This is a genomic window from Pseudobacteroides cellulosolvens ATCC 35603 = DSM 2933 (genome assembly GCF_001262605.1).
Taxonomy (GTDB): domain Bacteria; phylum Bacillota; class Clostridia; order Acetivibrionales; family DSM-2933; genus Pseudobacteroides; species Pseudobacteroides cellulosolvens.
Map to the genome: position 1 here is coordinate 110840 of NZ_LGTC01000001.1, position 21756 is coordinate 132595.

General features: G+C 37.0%; 22 protein-coding genes. 17 read left to right on the forward strand and 5 right to left on the reverse strand.

All coding sequences use genetic code 11. The annotated features are described in order from the left end of the window. The first annotated feature begins 9 nt into the window (after nucleotides 1-9). The 4 genes from Bccel_RS00590 to Bccel_RS00605 are packed head-to-tail and all read left to right on the forward strand — an operon-like array spanning nucleotide 10 to nucleotide 2640. Nucleotides 10-216 carry a 4Fe-4S dicluster domain-containing protein gene (locus Bccel_RS00590; RefSeq protein ID WP_036939476.1) on the forward strand — a complete coding sequence of 69 codons (207 nt, stop codon included), beginning with the start codon at nucleotides 10-12 and terminating at the stop codon, nucleotides 214-216. A 55-nt stretch (nucleotides 217-271) separates the two neighbouring features. Further along, nucleotides 272-1330 carry a 3-methyl-2-oxobutanoate dehydrogenase subunit VorB gene (locus tag Bccel_RS00595; protein ID WP_036939479.1) on the forward strand — a complete coding sequence of 353 codons (1059 nt, stop codon included), beginning with the start codon at nucleotides 272-274 and terminating at the stop codon, nucleotides 1328-1330. Between the two features lie 25 nt (nucleotides 1331-1355). Continuing rightward, complete coding sequence (locus tag Bccel_RS00600) at nucleotides 1356-2102, forward strand: thiamine pyrophosphate-dependent enzyme (protein WP_036939481.1); 747 nt, start codon at nucleotides 1356-1358, stop codon at nucleotides 2100-2102. Nucleotides 2103-2106: 4 nt separating this feature from the next. Continuing rightward, nucleotides 2107-2640, forward strand: a complete 534-nt coding sequence (locus tag Bccel_RS00605) for a 2-oxoacid:acceptor oxidoreductase family protein (RefSeq protein ID WP_036939484.1) — start codon at nucleotides 2107-2109, stop codon at nucleotides 2638-2640. Between the two features lie 106 nt (nucleotides 2641-2746). Here Bccel_RS00605 and Bccel_RS00610 read toward each other — a convergent pair whose 3' ends face one another. After that, on the reverse strand, nucleotides 2747-4837 hold the full coding sequence (locus Bccel_RS00610; RefSeq protein WP_036939487.1) for a glutamine synthetase III family protein: 2091 nt from the start codon (nucleotides 4835-4837) through the stop codon (nucleotides 2747-2749). Between the two features lie 399 nt (nucleotides 4838-5236). On the opposite strand from Bccel_RS00610, the gene Bccel_RS00615 reads away from it, so the two are divergent. Continuing rightward, entirely contained in the window at nucleotides 5237-6448 is a 1212-nt protein-coding gene (locus tag Bccel_RS00615) for a transglutaminase-like domain-containing protein (RefSeq protein ID WP_050752944.1), read from the forward strand. 50 nt (nucleotides 6449-6498) lie between these two features. On the opposite strand, the gene Bccel_RS00620 is transcribed toward Bccel_RS00615, so the two are convergent. Beyond that, nucleotides 6499-6819, reverse strand: a complete 321-nt coding sequence (locus Bccel_RS00620) for a YmaF family protein (RefSeq protein WP_036939492.1) — start codon at nucleotides 6817-6819, stop codon at nucleotides 6499-6501. A gap of 285 nt (nucleotides 6820-7104) precedes the next feature. Between Bccel_RS00620 and typA the strand changes: the two genes are divergently transcribed. From typA to Bccel_RS00650, 6 genes are all read left to right on the forward strand, one after another. Continuing rightward, entirely contained in the window at nucleotides 7105-8928 is a 1824-nt protein-coding gene (gene typA / locus Bccel_RS00625) for a translational GTPase TypA (RefSeq protein WP_036939496.1), read from the forward strand. Between the two features lie 46 nt (nucleotides 8929-8974). Continuing rightward, entirely contained in the window at nucleotides 8975-10066 is a 1092-nt protein-coding gene (gene mltG / locus Bccel_RS00630) for an endolytic transglycosylase MltG (protein ID WP_242856979.1), read from the forward strand. A 97-nt stretch (nucleotides 10067-10163) separates the two neighbouring features. After that, complete coding sequence (locus Bccel_RS00635) at nucleotides 10164-10802, forward strand: O-methyltransferase (protein ID WP_036939779.1); 639 nt, start codon at nucleotides 10164-10166, stop codon at nucleotides 10800-10802. Between the two features lie 17 nt (nucleotides 10803-10819). Beyond that, the gene (locus Bccel_RS00640; protein WP_036939499.1) at nucleotides 10820-12043 is read left to right on the forward strand and encodes a peptidase U32 family protein; all 1224 of its coding nucleotides are present in this window, start codon (nucleotides 10820-10822) and stop codon (nucleotides 12041-12043) included. A gap of 69 nt (nucleotides 12044-12112) precedes the next feature. Continuing rightward, the gene (locus Bccel_RS00645; RefSeq protein WP_036939502.1) at nucleotides 12113-13783 is read left to right on the forward strand and encodes a peptidoglycan D,D-transpeptidase FtsI family protein; all 1671 of its coding nucleotides are present in this window, start codon (nucleotides 12113-12115) and stop codon (nucleotides 13781-13783) included. 107 nt (nucleotides 13784-13890) lie between these two features. After that, nucleotides 13891-14247, forward strand: coding sequence for a sigma-70 family RNA polymerase sigma factor (locus Bccel_RS00650; RefSeq protein ID WP_036939781.1), 357 nt, complete (start codon nucleotides 13891-13893; stop codon nucleotides 14245-14247). A gap of 76 nt (nucleotides 14248-14323) precedes the next feature. Here Bccel_RS00650 and Bccel_RS00655 read toward each other — a convergent pair whose 3' ends face one another. After that, nucleotides 14324-14566, reverse strand: coding sequence for a hypothetical protein (locus tag Bccel_RS00655; protein ID WP_036939505.1), 243 nt, complete (start codon nucleotides 14564-14566; stop codon nucleotides 14324-14326). 227 nt (nucleotides 14567-14793) lie between these two features. On the opposite strand from Bccel_RS00655, the gene Bccel_RS00660 reads away from it, so the two are divergent. The 3 genes from Bccel_RS00660 (at nucleotide 14794) to Bccel_RS00670 (ending at nucleotide 17932) form a co-directional block, all read left to right on the forward strand. Beyond that, nucleotides 14794-15885: a Gfo/Idh/MocA family protein gene (locus Bccel_RS00660; protein WP_050752947.1), complete on the forward strand. Its 1092-nt coding sequence runs from the start codon at nucleotides 14794-14796 to the stop codon at nucleotides 15883-15885. Nucleotides 15886-16054: 169 nt separating this feature from the next. Then, nucleotides 16055-16264 (forward strand): hypothetical protein, encoded by a 210-nt coding sequence (locus Bccel_RS00665; protein ID WP_036939507.1) that lies wholly within the window; start codon nucleotides 16055-16057, stop codon nucleotides 16262-16264. Between the two features lie 129 nt (nucleotides 16265-16393). Further along, the gene (locus Bccel_RS00670) at nucleotides 16394-17932 is read left to right on the forward strand and encodes a recombinase family protein (protein ID WP_050752948.1); all 1539 of its coding nucleotides are present in this window, start codon (nucleotides 16394-16396) and stop codon (nucleotides 17930-17932) included. A 269-nt stretch (nucleotides 17933-18201) separates the two neighbouring features. On the opposite strand, the gene Bccel_RS00675 is transcribed toward Bccel_RS00670, so the two are convergent. Next, nucleotides 18202-18615, reverse strand: a complete 414-nt coding sequence (locus tag Bccel_RS00675; RefSeq protein ID WP_036939513.1) for an Lrp/AsnC family transcriptional regulator — start codon at nucleotides 18613-18615, stop codon at nucleotides 18202-18204. 109 nt (nucleotides 18616-18724) lie between these two features. Here Bccel_RS00675 and Bccel_RS00680 point away from each other — a divergent pair, with 109 nt between their 5' ends. Further along, nucleotides 18725-19477, forward strand: coding sequence for an MBL fold metallo-hydrolase (locus Bccel_RS00680; RefSeq protein ID WP_036939514.1), 753 nt, complete (start codon nucleotides 18725-18727; stop codon nucleotides 19475-19477). 6 nt (nucleotides 19478-19483) lie between these two features. On the opposite strand, the gene Bccel_RS00685 is transcribed toward Bccel_RS00680, so the two are convergent. Further along, nucleotides 19484-21007 carry a recombinase family protein gene (locus Bccel_RS00685; protein WP_036939516.1) on the reverse strand — a complete coding sequence of 508 codons (1524 nt, stop codon included), beginning with the start codon at nucleotides 21005-21007 and terminating at the stop codon, nucleotides 19484-19486. Between the two features lie 115 nt (nucleotides 21008-21122). On the opposite strand from Bccel_RS00685, the gene Bccel_RS00690 reads away from it, so the two are divergent. Next, entirely contained in the window at nucleotides 21123-21314 is a 192-nt protein-coding gene (locus tag Bccel_RS00690; RefSeq protein WP_036939520.1) for a hypothetical protein, read from the forward strand. A gap of 81 nt (nucleotides 21315-21395) precedes the next feature. Beyond that, a complete protein-coding gene (locus tag Bccel_RS00695) occupies nucleotides 21396-21683 on the forward strand; it encodes a sigma-70 family RNA polymerase sigma factor (protein ID WP_242853095.1) in 288 nt (95 codons plus the stop codon). Nucleotides 21684-21756 lie beyond the last annotated feature (73 nt).

A 21756-nucleotide genomic window follows, 5' to 3' on the forward strand; every position in this document is an offset into this window, starting at 1 on the left:
GGGGGTATTATGGCTAAGGTAAAATTTAATGAAGAAAAATGTAAGGGATGCAAGTTGTGCGTTGAAGTGTGTCCCAAAAAAATAATTGTAATTAACAGCGATAAACTAAATACCAAAGGGTTTCATCCTGCAGGCGTAAAAGAAATGGATAAATGTATCGGATGTGCATTTTGTGCTACCATTTGTCCTGATGTAGTTATCGAGGTGGAAAAGTAAAAGGTTATCAAAATTGCCTTGATATTTTTTATTTTTAGAAAGGGGGATATATTTAATGGGAGAAAAAATTCTAATGAAAGGAAACGAAGTAATAGGCGAAGCAGCGTTAAGAGCCGGATGCAGACATTACTTCGGTTATCCGATTACTCCACAGACAGAAATAGCTCACTATATGGCAAAGAGAATGCCGCAGGAAGGCGGAACTTTTTTGCAGGCTGAGAGTGAGGTTGCTGCTATAAATATGGTTTACGGTGCTGCAAGTGCAGGTGTGAGGGTTATGACCTCATCATCAAGTCCAGGTATAAGTCTCAAGCAGGAAGGGATTTCATATGCATCGTGTGCGGAGCTGCCTGCTGTTGTAGTAAATATAGTTCGTACCGGACCAGGTCTTGGAGGAATATTACCGGCACAGTGTGATTACTTTCAAGCTGTTAAGGGGGGCGGACACGGCGACTATAAGATGGTAGTTCTGGCACCATGCAGCGTTCAGGAGCTTTACGAGCTTACAGTTGAAGCTTTTAACATAGCCGATAGGTACAGAATTCTGGCCATGATAATGGGAGACGGTATACTTGGCCAGATGATGGAACCTGTGGAGTTTAGAGACAGTGAAGAAATAATAAAAGTTGATAAGAATTGGGCTACTAACGGGACCAATATGTCTAGGGAGAACAATGTTATCACTTCAATTTATATTGATCCTGAGAAGATGGAGAATCATAATTTAAAGCTTCAGGCCAAGTATAAAGAAATAGAATCAAAAGAGATCAGAGTTGAAACTTATAATTGCGAAAATGCAGATATAATTGTTTCAGCTTTCGGAACAGTTGCCAGAATTATAAAAAATGTTATTACAATGGCAGAGAAAGAAGGAATTAAAGTAGGCCTCATAAGACCTATTACACTGTGGCCTTTCCCTGTCAGCGAATTCCAGAAATATGCGGAAGTACCAAAAGCTTTCCTGACAGTAGAAATGAACGCAGGGCAGATGGTAGAGGACGTGCGTATGGCGGTAAATGGTAAGAGAGAGGTTCATTTTTACGGAAGAATGGGTGGTATGATACCAACTCAGCAGGATATTCTAAATAAGATTAAGGAAATATTAAAGGGTTGATTTGAATTTTGGGAGGGAAATTAAGATGCCTATAGTTTTTGAAAGACCTCATGCATTAAAAGACGTATCGATGCATTATTGTCCCGGATGTACTCACGGTATCGTTCATAGACTTATTGCAGAAGTTATAGATGAGCTTCAAATAGAGGGAAAAACCATTGGAATTTCGCCTGTTGGGTGTACCTACAATAATTATGAATATTTTAATTGCGATATGGTACAGGCGGCACATGGACGTGCTCCTGCAGTTGGAACAGGGGTTAAGAGAGCTAACCCGGAAAATGTTGTTTTTACCTATCAGGGAGATGGAGATTTAGCAGCAATTGGTACTGCGGAGATAGTACATGCTGCAGCAAGAGGAGAAAAGATTACTACTATATTTGTTAATAATGCCATTTATGGAATGACATCTGGCCAAATGGCCCCAACTACCCTTATTAATCAGGTAACAATGACTACACCATTTGGAAGAAGTGCAGAAGCACACGGTTTTCCGATAAAAGTGTGTGAAATGCTGTCAAGCCTTGAAGGTGCAGTATATTTGGAAAGAGTAGCTGTAAATGACATAAAAAACATAAAGAATGCTAAACAGGCAATTAAAAAAGCATTTCAGGTCCAGATTGCAAAGAAGGGTTTTTCACTTGTTGAGATCCTTTCAACTTGTCCTACAAACTGGGGACTAAACCCCATTGAGGCTATAAAATGGCTTCAGGATAATATGATGCCGCATTATCCTTTGGGTAATTTCAAGGGAAAGGATCTGGAGGTGTAGGATAATGATAAAAGAGGAAATTATTATAGCAGGTTTTGGCGGACAAGGAATCTTATCTGCCGGAAGAGTGTTGGCAAATGCAGGATTGATTGAGAAAAGGAATGTTTCATGGCTGCCATCATATGGGCCTGAAATGAGAGGCGGAACAGCCAACTGCAGTGTGGTAATATCCGATGAGCCAGTAGCATCTCCAATATTAAACAGTGCTTCATCACTTATTGTTATGAACGGTCCATCACTTACAAAGTTTGAAAATTCAGTCTTAGAGGGTGGCGTTATCATTATAGACAGCTCTTTGGTAGATGTAGAGGTAAAGAGAAAAGATGTCAAAGTTTACAAGATCCCTGCCAGCAAAATGGCTGATGAGATGGGTAATGTAACATATGCCAACATAATCCTTCTTGGAAAACTCATTGCCCACACAGGTGTAATATCGACAGAGAGCTTTGAAGAATCATTAAAGAAGGTTTTGCCGGCTAGAAAACATCACATGATACCTGAAGAAATGGAAGCGTTAAAAATGGGTATAAATTTCTAATATAATAAGATAATTTATATGAAAAAGGAATTCAAACATAATAAAAAAGGGCTAAAAGCCCTTTTTTGATTTGGAAAATTACTGTGAGTGAATACTACACTATTTATTATATGTTAAAGAGTAAGTCACTGTATGTGGGTATTGGCCATAAATCTGAATCAACCAATGTTTCAAGCTTGTCAGCATCAGCTCTTACTGCAGTCATCTGTGTAAATACAGTGTCTCTGTAGTAGCAGGCTTGATTGTATGAGTCTCCATGCATGCTGGCAGCTTTTTCTGTAACCTCCTGAAGGATCTTTATATTCTTTTTCAGGGAGGACAATGAAGAAGAAACTTCAGTTAACAGTTCTGTCTGGGCTGAAATATCAGCCTGGATACCAGTATTCTTTATAGCGATTATTGAATTGGCAAGATCGGTTGTGAAAGCAATAACTGCCGGTACAATCTGACGATTAGCCATTTCAAGTGCTGTTAAAGCTTCAATATTTATTGTTTTGATATAATTTTCGAGGTTTATTTCATAACGTGATTCACATTCAGCTTTGCTAAGTACTCCATGCTTGCTCAATACTGACATGTTCTTCTCTGCAATAAGAACAGGAATAGCAGCCACAGTTGAACGAATATTTGGAAGGCCTCTTTTTTCAGCTTCTGTAACCCATTCATCAGAGTATCCGTTACCATTGAAGATAACCCTCTTATGGCTCTTGACCATTTCCTTAAGCAGTGATTGAACATCTTTGTTGAGGTCTTGTGAACCTTCAAGTTTGTCAGCAACCTGGCTTAGTATTTCAGCAACAATTGTATTCAATATAAAGTTAGCACCGGCAATTGACTGTGATGAACCCACCATTCTGAATTCAAACTTGTTTCCTGTGAAAGCAAAAGGTGATGTTCTGTTTCTATCTGTGGTATCTTTTGGAAGTGGTGGAAGAGTAGTAACACCAATTGTCAATTCTCCGCCGGATTTTGAGCTTTTAGCTCCGCCGTTCTCAATCTGATCAAGTATGTCTGTAAGCTGCTCACCGAGGAATATTGAAATTATGGCAGGAGGTGCTTCGTTTGCTCCAAGGCGGTGGTCGTTTCCAGGATTTGCAGCCGAAAGCCTCAATAAATCTGCATATTCATCTACCGCTCTTATTACTGAGCAGAGGAATACCAAGAATTGTGCATTATCATGTGGAGTGCTTCCGGGTTCTAAAAGGTTCTGGCCGTCGTTTGTAGCCATTGACCAGTTGTTGTGTTTACCGGAACCGTTAACGCCTGCAAAAGGTTTTTCATGTTGCAAGCATACCAAACCATGTCTTAATGCTACTTTTTTCATAAGATCCATAGTAAGCTGATTGTGGTCTGTAGCTATATTTGTAGTTGAGAAAATTGGTGCCAATTCATGCTGTGCAGGAGCAACTTCGTTGTGTTTAGTCTTTGCAGATATTCCAAGTGCCCACAGCTCTTCATCCAATTCTTTCATGTAATTGGAGATTCTTTCTTTTAGTGAACCAAAGTAATGATCTTCCATTTCCTGACCTTTAGGAGGCATAGCTCCAAAAAGCGTACGGCCTGTAAAGATAAGGTCCTTACGTGCATCATATAAACTCTTATCAACAAGGAAGTACTCCTGTTCAGGACCTACAGTGGTTATAACGTTTTGTGCTGTTGTGTTTCCAAATATTTTTAAAATACGCATTGCCTGTTTGTTAAGAGCTTCCATTGAACGGAGCAGAGGCGTTTTCTTATCCAATGCTTCTCCAGTGTAAGAACAGAATGCTGTAGGTATATATAAAGAGTCATCTTTTATGAAAGCAGGTGAAGTACAATCCCAAGCAGTGTATCCTCTAGCTTCGAATGTTGCTCTTAGGCCGCCGGATGGGAAAGATGATGCATCAGGCTCACCTTTAATCAATTCTTTGCCTGAAAACTCAAGTATAACCTTTCCGTCTGAAGTTGGTGAAATAAAGGAATCATGCTTTTCGGCAGTTATTCCTGTCATTGGCTGGAACCAGTGAGTAAAGTGAGTTGCACCGTTTTCTATTGCCCAATCCTTCATGGCACTTGCAACAACTTCAGCTACAGCTGGATCTAGCGGAAGACCCTCATCAATTGTCTTTTTCAAAGCTTTATATGTTGCTTTCGGAAGACGCTCCCTCATAGTTGCATCATTGAATACTTTTGAACCAAAAATTTCTGATGGACTCATGTTTTTAACCCCTTTCTGAATATACAATATGATAATATACTTAAGAGCAAAATAAAAAGAGCGAATTAAAGTAATTCAAAACGCCCTCGTTTACTCATTAATTAAGCTTCAGTAAATAATTGACATCTTTGCCTATTATTGTGAAGACTATTGTTATAAAATTTTCTTAGCTTTAATAATACCCTGTTTTTAATCAAAATGCAAGATAAAAATTTTGATCATATACAAAAATCACATATTCGTAGTATTATATAAGTATGTTACGTTAATGCTCTATGAAAGGTGTTAATAATTTTTCATTGACAGAGCAGTGATAGTGACTAAATGGATTTGTCATAAGCAAATGTAAGGGAATATTTATTCTTTATATATAGTATGGTACGGAATGGAGATTTATTAATGGATATAAACTTTGTGACAATTGCATTTGTATTGATATTCTTATTACCGATTATATCAGGTGCTTTAAGACCGTTTACAAGGGAGAGAATCTATTACTCACTTGAATCACTGTTTGAAAATATGGAGCTTATTCTTTTATTGTTGGTATCGGTATATTTAACTAAAAATATATACTTTGAACATGGGAACGGTATTTTCTACAAAGTATATGAAATGATACCACCAGGCCTTAAAAATGTTTTTACCGGAAGGGACATACTTGTGTATGTTTTTAATGTCCCAATCGTACTGGCTATTCTTCTTATTTTAATGTGGCCAATAAAGGAATTGATTTACAAATTGTTAATTGCACCTGTATCTGAAGCAGTTTATGAATTGCTCAATCCTTTAGGCAACGGGATTAAAGTATTTATTGGCGGTATGGTGCAGATTCCGAGATCAATATTGATAACTCTCATAATTGGACTGGGATTGAATTTCTTCAACTATTATTATCAGCATCCCCAGTTATCTAATCTAATGAAGGAATCTCTAGCCTATAACTTAATATATGACAAAGGGCTTACTCCTATTTTGGATTCAAGTATAGCAAAGAAAATTCCGGTACTCCTAAATGACTCTTTTGGAAATGCCAGCAGCACAGGGAACTTTATTCCTGTTCCAAACGGTAAACAGGGGGATATGGCAGATCTGGCTAAAAAAATAGCAGGACAAAATGTGAGGGTAATAGAGTACTTTAACGGAGTTACATTAGATCAGGCAATTAAATCAAATAGTGAAATTGATGATACTGCAAAGAGTATTACAAAAGGTGCTAAAAGTGATTATGAGAAGGCACAAAAAATATATAAATGGATTACAAGAAATCTCACATATGATTATGATAAGGCTGAAAGAGTAGGCATTAATCCAAGAGGAATAGAGTCTGGTTCCATAATAGCATTTAAAACCAGAGAAGGAATATGCTTTGATTATTCCTGCCTGTATATTTCCATGTGTCGGGCAACAGGATTAAAGGTCCGGATGGTTACTGGGCTTGGTTACAGTGGTGTAGCATGGGGTGACCATGCATGGAATCAGGTTTATTCAGTTGATAAGAAAAAGTGGATCAACGTAGATACCACTTTTGGAACTATGGCAAACTATTTTGACAGATCTAATTTTGATACAGACCATAAAAATGCAGAAATTCAGGGGGAATGGCAGTAATAATAGTAATAATAGTAATAATAGTAATAATAGTAATAATAGGCACAATTCTATATGAAAGCACCCTTTAATTTTGGCCTGTTTATATAGGCTATATCCTCATAGGTATAGCCTGACAATAAATGTTCATGCAAATTATTTGTTTCTAAAATATCCTCAATCTTATGAACATGACCATTGGCAGTTTTAATCGGGAACCCTGTGAACCCGGAAAAATAATGTGTATGGTTGCTGTATGAAGATACACCATAAAAGAAGTGTATATGGAATGAGTTTATTCCAAGCATACTGTCGGTATACCCTTTTACTTTGTGTTTATGCCCCTTTGAAGTTTTGGAATCTATTTTGTATTCATGTATATGAGGATTCATAAGTACCTCCATATTAATACTGTTTATCTACAGATATCGAACTGTAAAATAGTTATATCTATTTTATCTATATTAAATTGTGCAATTTATCAAAATTTATTATTATTATTTTCTGCCATGTTTTTATGCACCTTGTCTCATTTAAAATAATATGGTATAATTTCTTGCACGTAATTTATAGTATATAAATTACATTAGGTAACAATTGTATGCCATATCTTAGATTAATCACTTTTAATCTATTGTGAATATAATTGAAATTTTTTATGATAGAAAGGGATTTTTGTGAATAGTATTAGAGAAAATTTAAGAAATATTGCAATTATTGCACACGTTGATCACGGTAAGACTACGCTTGTTGATGTTATGCTGAGACAAAGCGGTATATTCAGAGAAAATGAGCAGGTTCAGGAAAGGGTTATGGACTCGAATGACCTTGAAAGGGAGAGGGGAATAACCATTCTTGCCAAGAATACGGCAGTATGTTACAAGGATACAAAGATAAACATAGTGGATACACCTGGACATGCGGACTTCGGCGGTGAAGTGGAACGTATATTAAAGATGGTTGATGGTGTATTGCTCTTGGTTGATGCTTTTGACGGGCCAATGCCCCAGACTAGATTTGTTCTTAGAAAAGCTCTGCAGCTGAACCTAAAGCCTATAGTGGTCATCAATAAGATTGATAGGCCTGAAGCAAGACCAATGGAAGTTATTGATGAAGTTTTGGAATTGTTTATAGAACTCGGTGCTGATGATGAGCAGTTGGAATTTCCGGTTGTATATGCATCTGCAAGAGATGGTTATGCTAATTTGGAATTGAATGATGGAGGCACAAATTTGGAGCCTTTGTTTGAGACCATACTAAAAAATGTTCCAGCCCCTAAGGGATCTTCAGATGAGCCTCTTCAGCTTCTGGTATCAAGCATAGACTATGACGAATATGTTGGAAGGATTGCCATAGGAAGAGTTGAGAGAGGAACAATCAAGGTTGGACAGCAGGCAGTTACATGTAGGATAGACGGATCTCTTTTTAATATGAGAATAAGCAGATTATATATGTTTGAAGGGTTAAGAAGGGCTGAGGCAAACGAGGCGACATTTGGCGACATTGTTGCGGTTTCAGGGGTTGGAGATATAACAATCGGTGAGACAATTTGTGATGTAGATTGCCCTGAAGCACTTCCGTTTATCGAGATAGACGAACCAACCATAAATATGACATTCAGTGTTAACAACAGTCCGTTTGCAGGACGTGAAGGTACTTTCGTCACATCCAGGCATTTGAGGGACAGGCTTTTTAAGGAACTTGAGACAAATTTAAGCTTAAGGGTTGAAGAAACAGAATCGGCCGACTCCTTCAAGGTGTCTGGAAGAGGAGAACTGCATCTTTCAATACTCATTGAAACAATGAGAAGACAGGGATATGAGTTTCAGGTTTCCAAGCCAAAAGTTATTTTCAAGGAGATTGACGGGGTTGAGCAAGAGCCTATTGAGCATTTGACAATAGATGTACCAGAAGATTTTATGGGTGTTGTTATGGAGAAGCTTGGAACAAGAAGAGCTGAGATGATAAACATGCACTCATCCAATCAGGGGTATATGAGGCTTGAATTCAAGATTCCGGCTAGAGGTCTTATAGGGTATAGATCGGAGTTTATGACAGACACAAAAGGAAACGGTATTATGAATCACATTTTCCATGGATATGAACCATTTAAGGGAGAGATATTTGGAAGACAAAGAGGTTCCATAATAGCATGGGAAGATGGGGAAGCTGTAACATACGGGCTTTACAATGCTCAGGATAGGGGAACATTATTTATCGAACCTGGTCTAAAGGTATATGAGGGTATGGTTGTTGGAGAAAATGCAAGAGCCGAGGATATAGTAATAAATGTTTGCAAAAAGAAACATGTAACAAACATGAGAGCATCCGGTTCAGATGAAGCATTAAGGCTTACACCGCCTCGCCAGATGAGTCTTGAACAATGCCTTGAATTTATAGCTGATGACGAACTTGTTGAGATAACTCCAAAGAATATAAGAATCAGAAAGAGAATTTTAGATACAGAAATGAGAGCAAAATACAAAAGTAAGCTAGGTTAGATTAAAAGCTTTTAAAAAGCGATTATTGTGTAAAGTGGTGGTTGATTTGGGTAATTCTAAAAAAGCAGTTAAAAAGAAAAAGTTCATAATAAGATTTGTAATAATTTTATCTCTTATTTGTGTGTTTTTTACTAGTGCTGCGTTTTCATACAACTATGTATTGAGAAACCAGGATGATAGTCTTGATAAACCATTACCCGTCATTCCTGAAAGCAAGGGGATACAATTTGAGGTTCCAAGAGGGGCTACATCAGCTCAGATTACTGATAAGCTTGCTGAAGAGGGGATAATTAAAAATACCTTTATGTTTAAGATGATATCAAAGATAAACGGATTTGATGGAACATATAAGTCCGGGACCCATATACTAAGCAAAGACTTGGATTATGATTCCTTGATGAGAATTTTATCCAGCGATCCTGTTACTTCAAAGGTATTAATACCTGAAGGATATACCTTAAATCAGATTACTGACAAGCTTTACAAGGATAAGCTTATTGATAAGGCTAAATTTGCAAATGTAGCATTAAATGAGAAGTTCGATTACAAGTTTTTAAAGGGCATACCTCAAAGAGAGAAAAGGTTGGAAGGTTACTTATTTCCCGATACTTACAATTTTGATGTGAAGAGCGGAGAAAAAGCCATCATAGACCGGATGCTATCAAGATTTGATGAAGTTTTCAAACCTGAGTATTATGAAAAGGCAAAAGCATTAGGTTTAACAGTTCATGAAGTGATAATTCTAGCATCAATAATTGAGAGGGAAGCTAAAGAATATGAGGAGAGAAGGCTTATATCGGGAGTTTTCTATAACAGGCTTAAAAGCAAGAATCCGATACATAAAAAGCTTCAATCCTGTGCAACAATACAATATATATTATTAAACAAGACTGGCGAGGTTAAACCAAAATTGACAGACGCCGATACAAAGATAAACGACCCCTATAACACATATTTGCATGAAGGGTTGCCGCCTGGTCCCATATGCTGTCCTGGTAAGGAATCTATTGAAGCAGCTTTAGAGCCTGAAACAACAGATTATTACTACTTCGTGTCAAAAGGGGACGGTACCCATGAATTTTCCACAACTTTAAGCCAGCATCAAGCAGCTGTGAAAAAGTATGGTTTGTTCAACTGATTGCTTATTAGAGTTATATGCTTAAATATAACAAAATTGTTGTGAGGCCATGTGCCTCACAATTTTTATAGAATTAAAGCCGGAGACATATGTTATTATGATTATTTATGACTATATCAATGATTATATCAGGAATACTATTAAGGAAAATGATATCATACTAAAAGAACTTGAGATGTTTGCAAAGGAAAATCATGTTCCCATTATCCAGCCGGAAGTTGCAAAGCTGCTTTTGGTTACAGGCAAACTTCTTAAGCCTAAGAGAATACTTGAAGTTGGAACTGCTATAGGTTATTCGGCCATTATTCTATCAAAGGTTTTGGATAAAGGTGGAAAAATAGATACAGTGGACAGGTATGAGCTCATGATAGACCGTGCCAGGGTAAATATAAAAAGGGCGGGTCTTGAGGATACGGTAAATATCATAGTAGGTGATGCTGTTGATGTCCTTAAGTGCCTTGATAAAAAATACGATATGATATTTTTAGACGCAGCAAAGGGGCAGTATCCCGAGTTTTTGCCTGAATGTATGAGGATGCTTAATAAAGGCGGGCTTTTGTTTTCTGATAATGTTCTTTACAAGGGCATGGTAGCAAATGATGATCTTGTTGTAAGGAGAAAGAAAACAATTGTAAAAAGGCTCAGGGATTTTCTAAGCACAATATGTGAAAGTGAAGAGCTCGATACCAGCATACTGCCTGTAGGCGACGGAGTTGCTTTAAGTTATAAAAAGTAAGCATGGGAGATGTAAGTATGAAAAAAGTAGAATTGCTGGCACCGGCGGGCAGCCTTGAAAAACTCAAAATGGCTGTTCTTTATGGGGCTGATGCTGTTTATATAGGAGGGGAAGAATTCGGCCTTAGAGCTTCAGCTGAGAATTTCAGCAGGGAAGAAATGATGGAGGGTATTAAATTTGCCCATGAAAGAGGTAAGAAGGTTTACCTGACCATGAACATAATTCCCCATAATGAAGATCTGGCCAATATGCCTCAGTTTGTTAATGAAGCTAATAATATGGGTGTTGATGCAGTTATACTATCAGATCCGGGTACATTTTCCATTGTGAAGGAAAACGCATCTGGCATGGAAGTTCACTTGAGTACCCAGGCAAACAACACCAACTGGATGAGCGCAAAGTTTTGGTATGATCATGGTGTAAGAAGAATTATTTTGGCAAGGGAGCTCTCTCTTTCTGAAATACAGGAAATCCGCCATAAGCTGCCAGAGGACCTTGAGTTGGAGATATTTGTGCATGGTGCAATGTGTATATCATACTCCGGAAGGTGTCTATTAAGTAATTATATGACAGGCCGTGATTCCAACAAAGGATATTGTGCACACCCATGCAGGTGGAAGTATCATCTGGTTGAAGAAAAACGACCTGGTGAGTATATGCCAGTTTTCGAGAATGAAAGAGGAACCTTTATATACAATTCTAAGGATCTGTGTATGATAGAATATATTCCGGACATTATAAGAACAGGTGTCACAAGTTTAAAGATAGAAGGCCGTATGAAAAGCTCTTACTATGTTGCAACTATTGTAAAAGCTTACAGGGATGCCATTGATGCATATTATGAGAATCCTTCAAATTATAGTTTTGACCCACATTGGATGGAGGAGCTTTCAAAAGCAAGCCATAGGGAGTATTCAACAGGTTTTTATCTTGGCAAACCTACAGGTAAGGGACAGATATACCACACCAGCTCATATATAAGGGAGTATGAATTTATTGGAATTGTACTGGAATATGACAAAAATACCGGTATAGCTAAAATAGAACAGAGAAACAGGATGTTTGTGGGAGATGAAATTGAAGTAGTAAGGCCATTGGGAAAATACTTTACACAGAAAATCAAAGCCATGAAGGATGAGGAAGGCAATGACATAGATGTAGCACCACATCCGCAGATGATCCTATACATGCACATGGAGGAGCCTGTTGAAGAATTTACCATGCTCCGAAAAAAAGCCTAATAAAACAATATGAATACACATCCTCTTTCCAGGTAAAAATAAGAGAAATTACCTGGAAAGAGGATTTTTATGCCTTTAAATAAAAGATTCAGTTTAGTTGTTAATTTTTTTATAATTATATTCGTATTACTTGTATCAAGAATATTTTATATACAGTTTTTTCAGGGAGAAAAGCTGGATTCTGATGCGTCTGCACAAAGAATTTCTGCTGCTACTATTGAAAAACCAAGGGGAAGTATTGTTGATAGAAATTTTATTCCTTTTACAAACAGAGCGGTGGAGAGTTCTCTTGTACTTGAACCATTACTGTTAAGGGGCAAGAATGAATATATTCAAAAGCTGTCTGGAGCTTTAGGTATAAATGTTGAAAAGTTAAAAGGAGAGATCGCTTGTAAAAAGGTGCCTATAATTATGGAAATTCAACCGGAAAAGATAGATGAAGCCCATAGCCTTAAAGGAAGAGGAGTTTCGGTCTTAAATAAATTAAAAAGGTATGGCGAATATTCGTTACTGGCTCATGTTTTGGGTTACCTGAATAAGACAGATCATGTTGGGGCAGCTGGATTGGAAAAATTCTACGATAATGACTTGAAAGCTTCAAATGAAAACTCTATAAGGATTGTAACCAATGCAAACGACAAAATTTTACAAGGAATTGGATGCAGGATAAAAAGAGCTGGGACCGATGGTGGGATGCTTGGTGTAAAGCTTACTGTTGATTACCATATACAGAAAATAACTGAGGATATAATGGCTAAGTATAGCATGAATGGTGCTGTAGTAGTGGAAGATGTAAATACAGGGGATATAGTTGCTATGGCAAGCAGCCCTGAGTTTAATCAGAATGATGTGGGAAGGTATCTTAAAAGTCCACTGAATGAGCTTTTTAACAGGGCGGTTGCATCCTACAATATTGGATCTGTCTTCAAAGTGGTTAGTGCTGCAGCAGCTTTAGAGTCCAATATTTCGTTAGGCGATGACTATATTTGTAATGGAATTATAAAGCTTGGAGACAGGGAATTTAGATGTTCCTCATATGATAGGGGAGGACATGGGAAAATTGGTTTTAGTGAGGCATTTGCAAATTCATGCAATACATATTTTATTGATCTTGGAATAAAAGTAGGTTCAAAGAGACTTATAACAATGGCAGAAAAGTTTGGATTCGGTAAGGTGACAGGGATTGGATCTCAAGGTGTTGATGAGGCAGGCGGCAATATACCGTCTGTAAAAGACAGTTATACAGACGGAGATATAGCCAATATGTCCATAGGTCAGGGAGGTATAATGGCAACGCCTGTTCAGGTTGCGGATATGATTGCGACAGTAGCAAATGGAGGTATTAAGAATCAGGTTAATATTATTGATTCAATTATTGATGCAGATGGAAAAGAGGTAAGAAAGGTCCGGAGATCGGGCTGGAATAGAGTTATTTCTAAAAATACGGCACAAAAGCTAAGTGAAATGATGGCTGCTACGGTTGAGCATGGAACCGGTACAAAAGCCAAACCGGAGGAGAATTTTATTGCATGCGGAAAGACGGGCAGTGCTGAAACCGGTGTTTATATAAATGGCGAAAAGGTTGTGCATGGATGGTTTGCGGGTTATTTTCCGGGAAATAATCCTAAATATTCGGTTGCTGTTTTTGTAGAAAACGGGAAAAGTGGAGGACAAGCGGCAGGACCCATATTCAAGGAAATAGCAGAAGGTATTTTTCGAAGTCAATCGATACCGAATTGAAAAATTCATTAAAAAAAATTATAAAAAAATGATGATAAGAATATGCACACATTCAATACTCAATATCATATATTTATAGAGTAACCTATTTTTAGGAGGTGCCCAGCTTGTTATCTGTCTTATTTCCAATGGTTGCTAATACCCTAAATAGTATGATTTTTTTGATAGGCTATGTCTCAAATGGGAACTCTTTTCCACAACCATTATCTCATGAAGAGGAACTTGAATATCTGGGTAAATTTAAGAATGGAAGCGAAGAGGCCAGAAATATCCTAATAGAGAGGAACTTAAGGCTTGTTGCCCATATTGTAAAAAAATACAATTCTTCAGGTTATGACAGCGATGACCTTATATCAATAGGAACCATAGGGCTTATCAAGGCAATTTCCACTTTTGATCAGACTAAAGGAGCACGTCTTGCAACATATGCTGTACGTTGTATTGAAAATGCTATACATATGTAGAGGAAACATATATAATATCTAAAGAAATAACTTCCTCTACAAGCTCGTAAGGGGAAGTTTATTTCTTTAACATTAGTTATTTCATATTGACGGTTTTAACGTTGACTCCCTTTAGGGATTCCAATTCTTTAGAGAGACTTTCGATTTTTTCTTCTCTGTCACGTATGTTTAATGTTATAAGGCCATGATCTTCTTCACCTGGGTCATGTATACCCACTCTGGATAAAATGCTGTCTCCAAACTTGGTCAGTATCTCCTGAACCTTTGGAGCAGATTCGGTTCTTCTGTCAACCAAAATTCCCATAATAGTAAGGCTCATACAAACTCTCCTTCATAAAAGATTTTGTTAATGTCTCTGAAATTACGGCGTATTCTACACAACAATTTCATTCTTAAAATGTACAAGTTAGGTTTTATTTATACTTGTATTTAAGCAAATGAGTGCTACGCATAATAAAAACTTCAATACAAATAATAAGAAAAACTAAAACTTAATGATAATCAATTTGGTTATCTATAAGTATTTTTAAATACGGAGGTGTTTCCTTGAAGAAAATAAGATTAGGTGTTATTGGGACTGGATATGCGTGGGAACGACTTCACTACCCGGCACTTAGTGAATTAAATGATAAGTATGAAATTGCGGCACTTGTAAATCGCACTAGAAGCGATGCAGAGCAATTCGCTCAAAAGATAAATCTTGATACAAAAAATGTATATGATGATTATAATGAGATGTTAAAGAGGGATGACATTGATGCAGTGGACATTTTAGTTCCCATAGAGGAAAACTATATTGTATCGGAGGCTGTTGCAAAAGCTGGGAAAGACTTTATCTGCGAGAAGCCGCAAGCACCCAATATGGATCAGGCAAAAAAGTATCTTGACCTTTCCAAAAAGTATAAAGTTAAAATTATGATAGCCGAGAATTTCAGATATAATGAAGAAAATAACAAAATCAGGGATATGGTTGCAAATGGAAAAATTGGAGAGGTGGTATATTTCATTAGGAATAACATAAGCTGTTTTCCTTGTGAGATGACAAAAGATACCTTTGCAGCTACTGAATGGAGGCAGCATCCCAAGTATTACGGAGGTGCCTTTCTAGATGCAGCTATTCACGATCTTGCCGGATTACGTCATATCTTTGGTGCTGTTGAGTGTGTTCAGGCGTTTGGAAAACCGCAGAGAGAGGATTTTAATCCTTTTGTTTCAGTAAATGCAAACATTTTGTTTAAAAACGGAGTAATCGGACAATACACTTATTTCCCCTCAGGACAGGAGCCTCAAAGACCTCTTGTGGGGTTTAGAATTTTCGGCACCAAAGGCGAAATATATCTGGAGGAGAAGAGCTGCGGAGTTATCAATGTTGCATATAATGACAATACCTCCGAGCAAATCAAATATACACCTGAGAGAGGTTTTTACAACGAGCTGCTGAACTTCTACAATACGTTAAATGGTACTGAAGCAATATCCGTAACACCTGAAATAGAGTATGGTGATGTTAAGATGGTCTTTGATATTTTAGAGTCCATTAATAGTAGAAATATCGTTTTTGTTGATGGTTCCAGAAAGGAATTGGAGTTTTTACACCAAAAGACAATGAGTAACCAAACACCAAAGTTTATTCAATAAATAATAGGGCTGCTAAGTTCAACTTTAGCAGCTCTTCTGCTGTTACCACATTCTCATGCTGTCTTAATTTTTGTTAACAATCGCTCGAAATCGGAAGTAATATTTTAGTCATTCCTTACTAAATACCGCATATACATTTGATAGATAGGTCAGCATCAGGAGGAGTCTAATGGCCAGGCCAAAAGATTCTTACATAATAGAAGTTCATTATCCAAAAAGCCAGGGAGGGCTTATTGAATTAAGACGGAGACTAGGGAAGGCCTATATTGAGTTTATCAAGGGTTATATAATGGGGTTGCCCATATGTGGTGAAGAAAAAGACGAATTGTATATAAAAATTATAGAGCGAATAAGGCTAAACGGTGAGAATTGTGACTAGGCGTGTTGAAAATATAACTTCCTGTATAATTTCGCTTTCTAAGTTAGCTTAACTCGCGAACAAACGCTCAAAACGGGAAGTAGTATTTCAACCATGCCTTAGTAAAAGTTTGATGAAGGAATGCTTAGCATGAAGGCAGCTATATATTCAAGGAAAAGTAAGTTTACCGGAAAAGGTGAAAGTGTTGAAAATCAAATTCAGCTTTGTAAGGAATATGCGATAAAGTACCTTAACTTTGATGAAAGTAGTTTCCTTATATATGAAGATGAGGGCTTTTCAGGGGGGAACACTAAAAGGCCGGAGTTTCAAAGGCTTTTAAAGGACGCAAAAACAAATAAATTTCAGATTTTAATATGCTACAGGCTTGACCGTATAAGTAGAAATGTTTCTGACTTTTCACAACTGATTAATGACTTAAATAAGTATAATGTAAACTTTGTATCAATAAGGGAACAATTTGATACAACTACACCTATGGGACGTGCAATGATGTACATTGCTTCTGTTTTTGCACAGCTTGAGCGGGAAACCATAGCTGAAAGAATCAGGGATAATATGATTCAGTTGGCCAAAACGGGACGTTGGCTTGGCGGGATAACACCTACCGGATATAAATCGGAGCCGGTTATTACCATTGACCAAAGTGGAAAGCAGCACAAGATGTACAGGCTTTCACCGGTTATAGAAGAGATAGGCATAATTAAGCTGATCTATGATAAGTACATAAGCTTAAAATCTATTACAGGAGTCGAAAAGTATCTGGTGGAATATAATTTTTCAACTAAAAATGGTGCAGACTTCCATACTGGCTCCATAAGACCCATATTGTCGAATCCTGTATATGCTGTTGCGGACAAAGCTTTGTACGAATATATGCTTACGAAAAATTATGATGTGTATTCCCAAATTGATGAATTTAATGGTGTTAACGGACTTATAGCATACAATAAAACCAGACAGCAGGGTAAAGATTGCAAGGACAGGTATAGAGACACCAGTGAGTGGATAGTAGCAGTGGGGCTGCATGAAGGAATTATTCCAAGTGGTAAGTGGATAAAAGCTCAAGAACTGCTAAGGTCGAACAAACAAAAGTGCTATCGCAAAGTAAAAAGCACTCAATCACTGCTCTCAGGCGTTTTGGTATGCTCAAATTGCGGCTCCTTCATGAGGCCTAAAACTGTACAGAGGAAAAATGAAATCGGGCAACAGGTTTTTTATTATATATGTGAGATGAAGGAAAAGAGCAAGAAAATCCGCTGTGATGTGCACAATATTAGTGGTAACATACTGGATAATCTTGTATTTAATGAGCTTATAAAAATTGCATGGAAAAATCCGCCTTTTATTGATGATATAAGGGTAAGCAAAAATTTGTTTTCAACTGGTCATATGTCACTTGAACTGGAAAAAGAGACACTTCAAAAAAGAATAGGTGAAATTGACCTGGGGATTCAAAATCTGGTTTTAGCTATATCAAAAGGCCAAAAAGGTGAGGTGGTGGAAGCACTCACAAAAAACATGGAGGATTTAACCGGGAAAAAGGAAAAATTGAAAAGGAAATTATTAGACCTTCAGGAAAGAGAAAATGAAGAAGGAGATGGAGATTATAATTTTGAACAGATGGCAGATAGATTGGGAGATTCAAAGATAAAGCATGGGACCTTATGAAGGTTGAGGATAAAAGAAGGATGATAAAAAGTGTTGTTGACAAAATATCCTGGGATGGTGAAAAAATTGATATGATTTTATACTAAGGAATACTTATTAGACTATATGAATTTGTTTCCGTAATGAAAGGATTGCAAATGAAATACTTATGCATATAAGATCAACTAAGAAAAATCAGAGTGAGGTTTCTCTTCAGGATCCTATCGGGTAGACCGTGAGGGTAATGAAATAACGTCTACAGGAGTGATGTATAATAATATATTATAAGATTACTTTATTTTATCAATGGATAAATTAACTCTGTAATTACCGTATTTAAGTACACCATCCAAAAATGTAAGAAGCTCCTTCTGGCTGGTTGTATTAACTTGAAGTAAGTAACAGCCCTCACCGCTTATTCTGTATGCTTCATTTATTAAATCAGACTGCATGAGGTATTTTTTAAAAGATGCATGATCTGTCGTTTTCATAAATACAGTTACAAATGCTTTTATTTCCATACCTAATTTATCCTGATTTAACTTCACGGTATATCCCTCAATAACTCCAAGTTTTTCTAACCTGTCCACCCTGTTTTTCACAGCCTGACCTGTGAGATGAACTTTTTCACCAATATCCTGCCACTGCATTCTGGAATTTTGAGTAAGAAGTTTTATAATTTCCATATCTGTCTGGTCAATCATGCTTAAAAAAATCCTTTCATCATTCAAGTAAAATGGATGTTTATCTTTCTCTTTTCAATAACTTAAAGGGGTATAATAAATATATCACAAAATGTGGGAGTGAAAAACTATGAAAATTCATTTTATACGACATGCAACTATGATATTACACTTTAAAAGTAAAAAAATATTGGTTGATCCAATGCTAAGCTCTAAAAATACTTTGTCAGCTGTAGAAAATGTTCCAAATCAAAATGATAATCCTCTAAATGACCTTCCTGTTAGTTTAGATTCACTTATGGATTGCGATGCTGTATTAGTTACCCATACCCATAGAGACCATTTTGATGATATGGCTGCAAACTTAATTCAAAAAAGTCTGCCGGTTTTATGCCAGCCGGAAGACGAGGCGAAATTTAAAGAACTTGGTTTTACCAGTGTTATACCTGTAACAGATCATTTTGAATGGGAAAATATCAAAATTATCCGCACAAAGGGTAGACACGGCCATGGTGCTATAGCTGTTAAAATGGCACCGGTATCAGGCTATGTAATTTCAGCACCTGATGAGCCCGTTGTTTATTTATCGGGAGACACTGTATGGTACTCATGTACAAAAAAGGTTATGGAAAAATATCAGCCTGAAATTGTGATAAGCTTCTGCGGTGAGGCAAGATTCGCTTATGGTAAAGCCATTACAATGGATGCACAGGATATTCTATCAATTTGTAAAATATCTCCAAAAGCTAAAGTTGTTGCCGTACACATGGATGCCTGGAACCACTGCAGATTGACAAGAAGCAATCTTCGCAATTTTTTGGAGAGCAATAATATTTCAGATCAGGTATTTGTACCGCAAGACGGTGAAGTTTTATCTTTTTAGTCATAATCAAGGGAGTTTAGGATATACAATCAGTGTAAAATTATCATTTCTTTGTTCCTTTGATTTTATATATTCCACCTTTTCAATGATATTCTTTAATAGCTTGTTTTTTGACGGAATATCATCAGTATTCCTGTATATATCCAGCAGGTGATTAAGCTTAGTTGGGGATTGCTGGATGCTGATGTTTTTTTCTTCCTCTTGAGCTTTGGACGTGACATAGCTTATGTTTTGGTTTAGCTCATCAAGGCTCTTGGCAAGGCTCTCTAATCTGCTGGTAAAAGTTTCGAAATTGTAAATGCCTTGTTCAAATAAGTCATGTATTTTGGCTTTTTGCTTATGTAAGGCAGTTAGCTGAGATTCAAGGGCAATGAGATTCTTTTTAAGTATGTTTAATCTATCGCTTACATATGATGTATTCTCCTTTGGGAGTAATTCATATTTCTTAAAATATTCATCCATAGACTTTAGTAATGACTCCTCAAGATACTTTAATTTACTGCTTTTACAGCCGCATTTCTTTGTACAGGCTATATGTGTGGCTTTATTACCATAGGGCCGCATTTTCATCTTTGAGCCGCATTGTTTGCATATCACCAAGCTTGCTAACGGGTTGCTGAGTCCACTTGTCACATGGTATGGTGCATGATATTTTCCTTTCAGTATATTCTGGGCAGCATTAAAGATATCCTCACTTACTAGTGCAGGATGCTTTCCCTGTGAGATAATCCATTCGTTTTGAGGACGCGTGTATGTTTCCTTTGATTTATCAGGTGATGCTGATTTCCTGATGCATTTTTTTTTCCAAACAATTTTTCCAACATATACAGGATTTTTGAGTATGCTGGATATGACTGAGCGATCCCATCTGACACCTGTATATGTGTTGTAGCCGAGTTTGGTCAATTCTTCGGCAATTCTTGTTGTGCCTATATTATCATTTACATATAAATCAAATATCAACTTTACGGCTTCAGCTTGGTGCGGATTAGGGAGAAGGGTGCGTGTATGTTTTTCTTCATGGATCAAATAGCCATATGGAGGGTAAGTGCCTAAATAATTTCCTTCTTCAGCAGAGCGGACTCGTCCTCCCTGAAGTCTTCTGTTGATCATTTTAAACTCTTTGCGGGACATAAAGGCCTCAAATTCTGAATATTCTTCATCAAAGTCATTAGTTAAATCATAGGTCTTTCTTAAAGTAATTATCTTGGTTTTAGACTTTTTAAAGGTATCAAGTATGAGTCCCTGCTCCTGCATGTTACCTCTGCCCAGTCTTTCCATATCCATAACAAGCACAGCTTCATAATCACTTTGACCTACTTCCTTAAGGAGCTGGAGCATTTGAGGTCTATGTATAAGGCTTTCGCCGGAGACTATTTCTTCTCGGATTTTAACTATGTTGAGATTCTTATCGTTGGCAAACTTTAATAATGCTTTCCTGTGTTTAGATAGGGTTTCGCCTTCTCCAAGCTCCTTTTCAAGCTCCTCATCAGCTCTGGATTTTCTAAGATAAATACAAACTCGGTTCATAAATTTCACTCTATATAAATACCATTCTATATATAAGTTATATTGATAACTTACAAAATAGTACTAATTATATCTATATTAATAACAACATAATTATTTTGGAAGGGGTGGTTTTGTGGGAGATAATAACCTTTATGATAAGGAATTAAATTTGTATTATGAAAGTGAAACCAGAATTGGAGATACAAGAATACTTATTGTTAAACCTGAAATAACAAAAGAGGAGACTGGGAAGCGATTAGAGCAGTTAAGCAATGCAATCTCATCAATCGTAGGGTACAGAACAGGCTTAGATGTTAAGGAATAAAGGCTGAAGCATTTGCAGTGCTGATGTAAACAAGCATATTGCCGAAATAACCCCAATAGCCGAAATATAAGTGTCACTCATGTGAGTGGTAATGAAATAACTCTGATTGATGTAATTGGTGACAATTCCGAGTCTGTAGTTGATGAAGTGGATTTAAAGATGCAGGTTGTTAGATTATATAATAAGATGAAAGCTGTGCTGAAAAACAGAGAAAAAATAGTGCTGGAGCTGCGGTACGGACTTTTAAGCGGTGTGGGAAAAACACAGAGGGAGGTAGCTTCCATGTTAGGCATCTCCAGGTCATATGTATCAAGAATTGAGAAAAAGGCAATAAAGAAGCTAAATAAAGAATTAAAGGTTGAAAATTAAAGGAAAAGTACTTAAAACCCCAAAAGCATCGGTTAGCCAAAGCTTTTGGGTTGTTCATGTTTATGATTTCAGA

Bases quoted from the DNA above. Each gene is read 5' to 3' on its own strand.
- Bccel_RS00590 (WP_036939476.1), top strand. From the start codon at position 10: ATGGCTAAGGTAAAATTTAATGAAGAAAAATGTAAGGGATGCAAGTTG.
- Bccel_RS00615 (WP_050752944.1), top strand. From the start codon at position 5,237: ATGGATATAAACTTTGTGACAATTGCATTTGTATTGATATTCTTATTA.
- Bccel_RS00665 (WP_036939507.1), top strand. From the start codon at position 16,055: ATGGCCAGGCCAAAAGATTCTTACATAATAGAAGTTCATTATCCAAAA.
- Bccel_RS00605 (WP_036939484.1), top strand. From the start codon at position 2,107: ATGATAAAAGAGGAAATTATTATAGCAGGTTTTGGCGGACAAGGAATC.
- Bccel_RS00685 (WP_036939516.1), bottom strand. From the start codon at position 21,007: ATGAACCGAGTTTGTATTTATCTTAGAAAATCCAGAGCTGATGAGGAG.
- Bccel_RS00655 (WP_036939505.1), bottom strand. From the start codon at position 14,566: ATGAGCCTTACTATTATGGGAATTTTGGTTGACAGAAGAACCGAATCT.
- Bccel_RS00610 (WP_036939487.1), bottom strand. From the start codon at position 4,837: ATGAGTCCATCAGAAATTTTTGGTTCAAAAGTATTCAATGATGCAACT.
- Bccel_RS00600 (WP_036939481.1), top strand. From the start codon at position 1,356: ATGCCTATAGTTTTTGAAAGACCTCATGCATTAAAAGACGTATCGATG.
- Bccel_RS00645 (WP_036939502.1), top strand. From the start codon at position 12,113: ATGCCTTTAAATAAAAGATTCAGTTTAGTTGTTAATTTTTTTATAATT.
- Bccel_RS00620 (WP_036939492.1), bottom strand. From the start codon at position 6,819: ATGAATCCTCATATACATGAATACAAAATAGATTCCAAAACTTCAAAG.
- Bccel_RS00640 (WP_036939499.1), top strand. From the start codon at position 10,820: ATGAAAAAAGTAGAATTGCTGGCACCGGCGGGCAGCCTTGAAAAACTC.
- Bccel_RS00680 (WP_036939514.1), top strand. From the start codon at position 18,725: ATGAAAATTCATTTTATACGACATGCAACTATGATATTACACTTTAAA.
- Bccel_RS00595 (WP_036939479.1), top strand. From the start codon at position 272: ATGGGAGAAAAAATTCTAATGAAAGGAAACGAAGTAATAGGCGAAGCA.
- Bccel_RS00670 (WP_050752948.1), top strand. From the start codon at position 16,394: ATGAAGGCAGCTATATATTCAAGGAAAAGTAAGTTTACCGGAAAAGGT.
- Bccel_RS00675 (WP_036939513.1), bottom strand. From the start codon at position 18,615: ATGATTGACCAGACAGATATGGAAATTATAAAACTTCTTACTCAAAAT.
- Bccel_RS00635 (WP_036939779.1), top strand. From the start codon at position 10,164: ATGATTATTTATGACTATATCAATGATTATATCAGGAATACTATTAAG.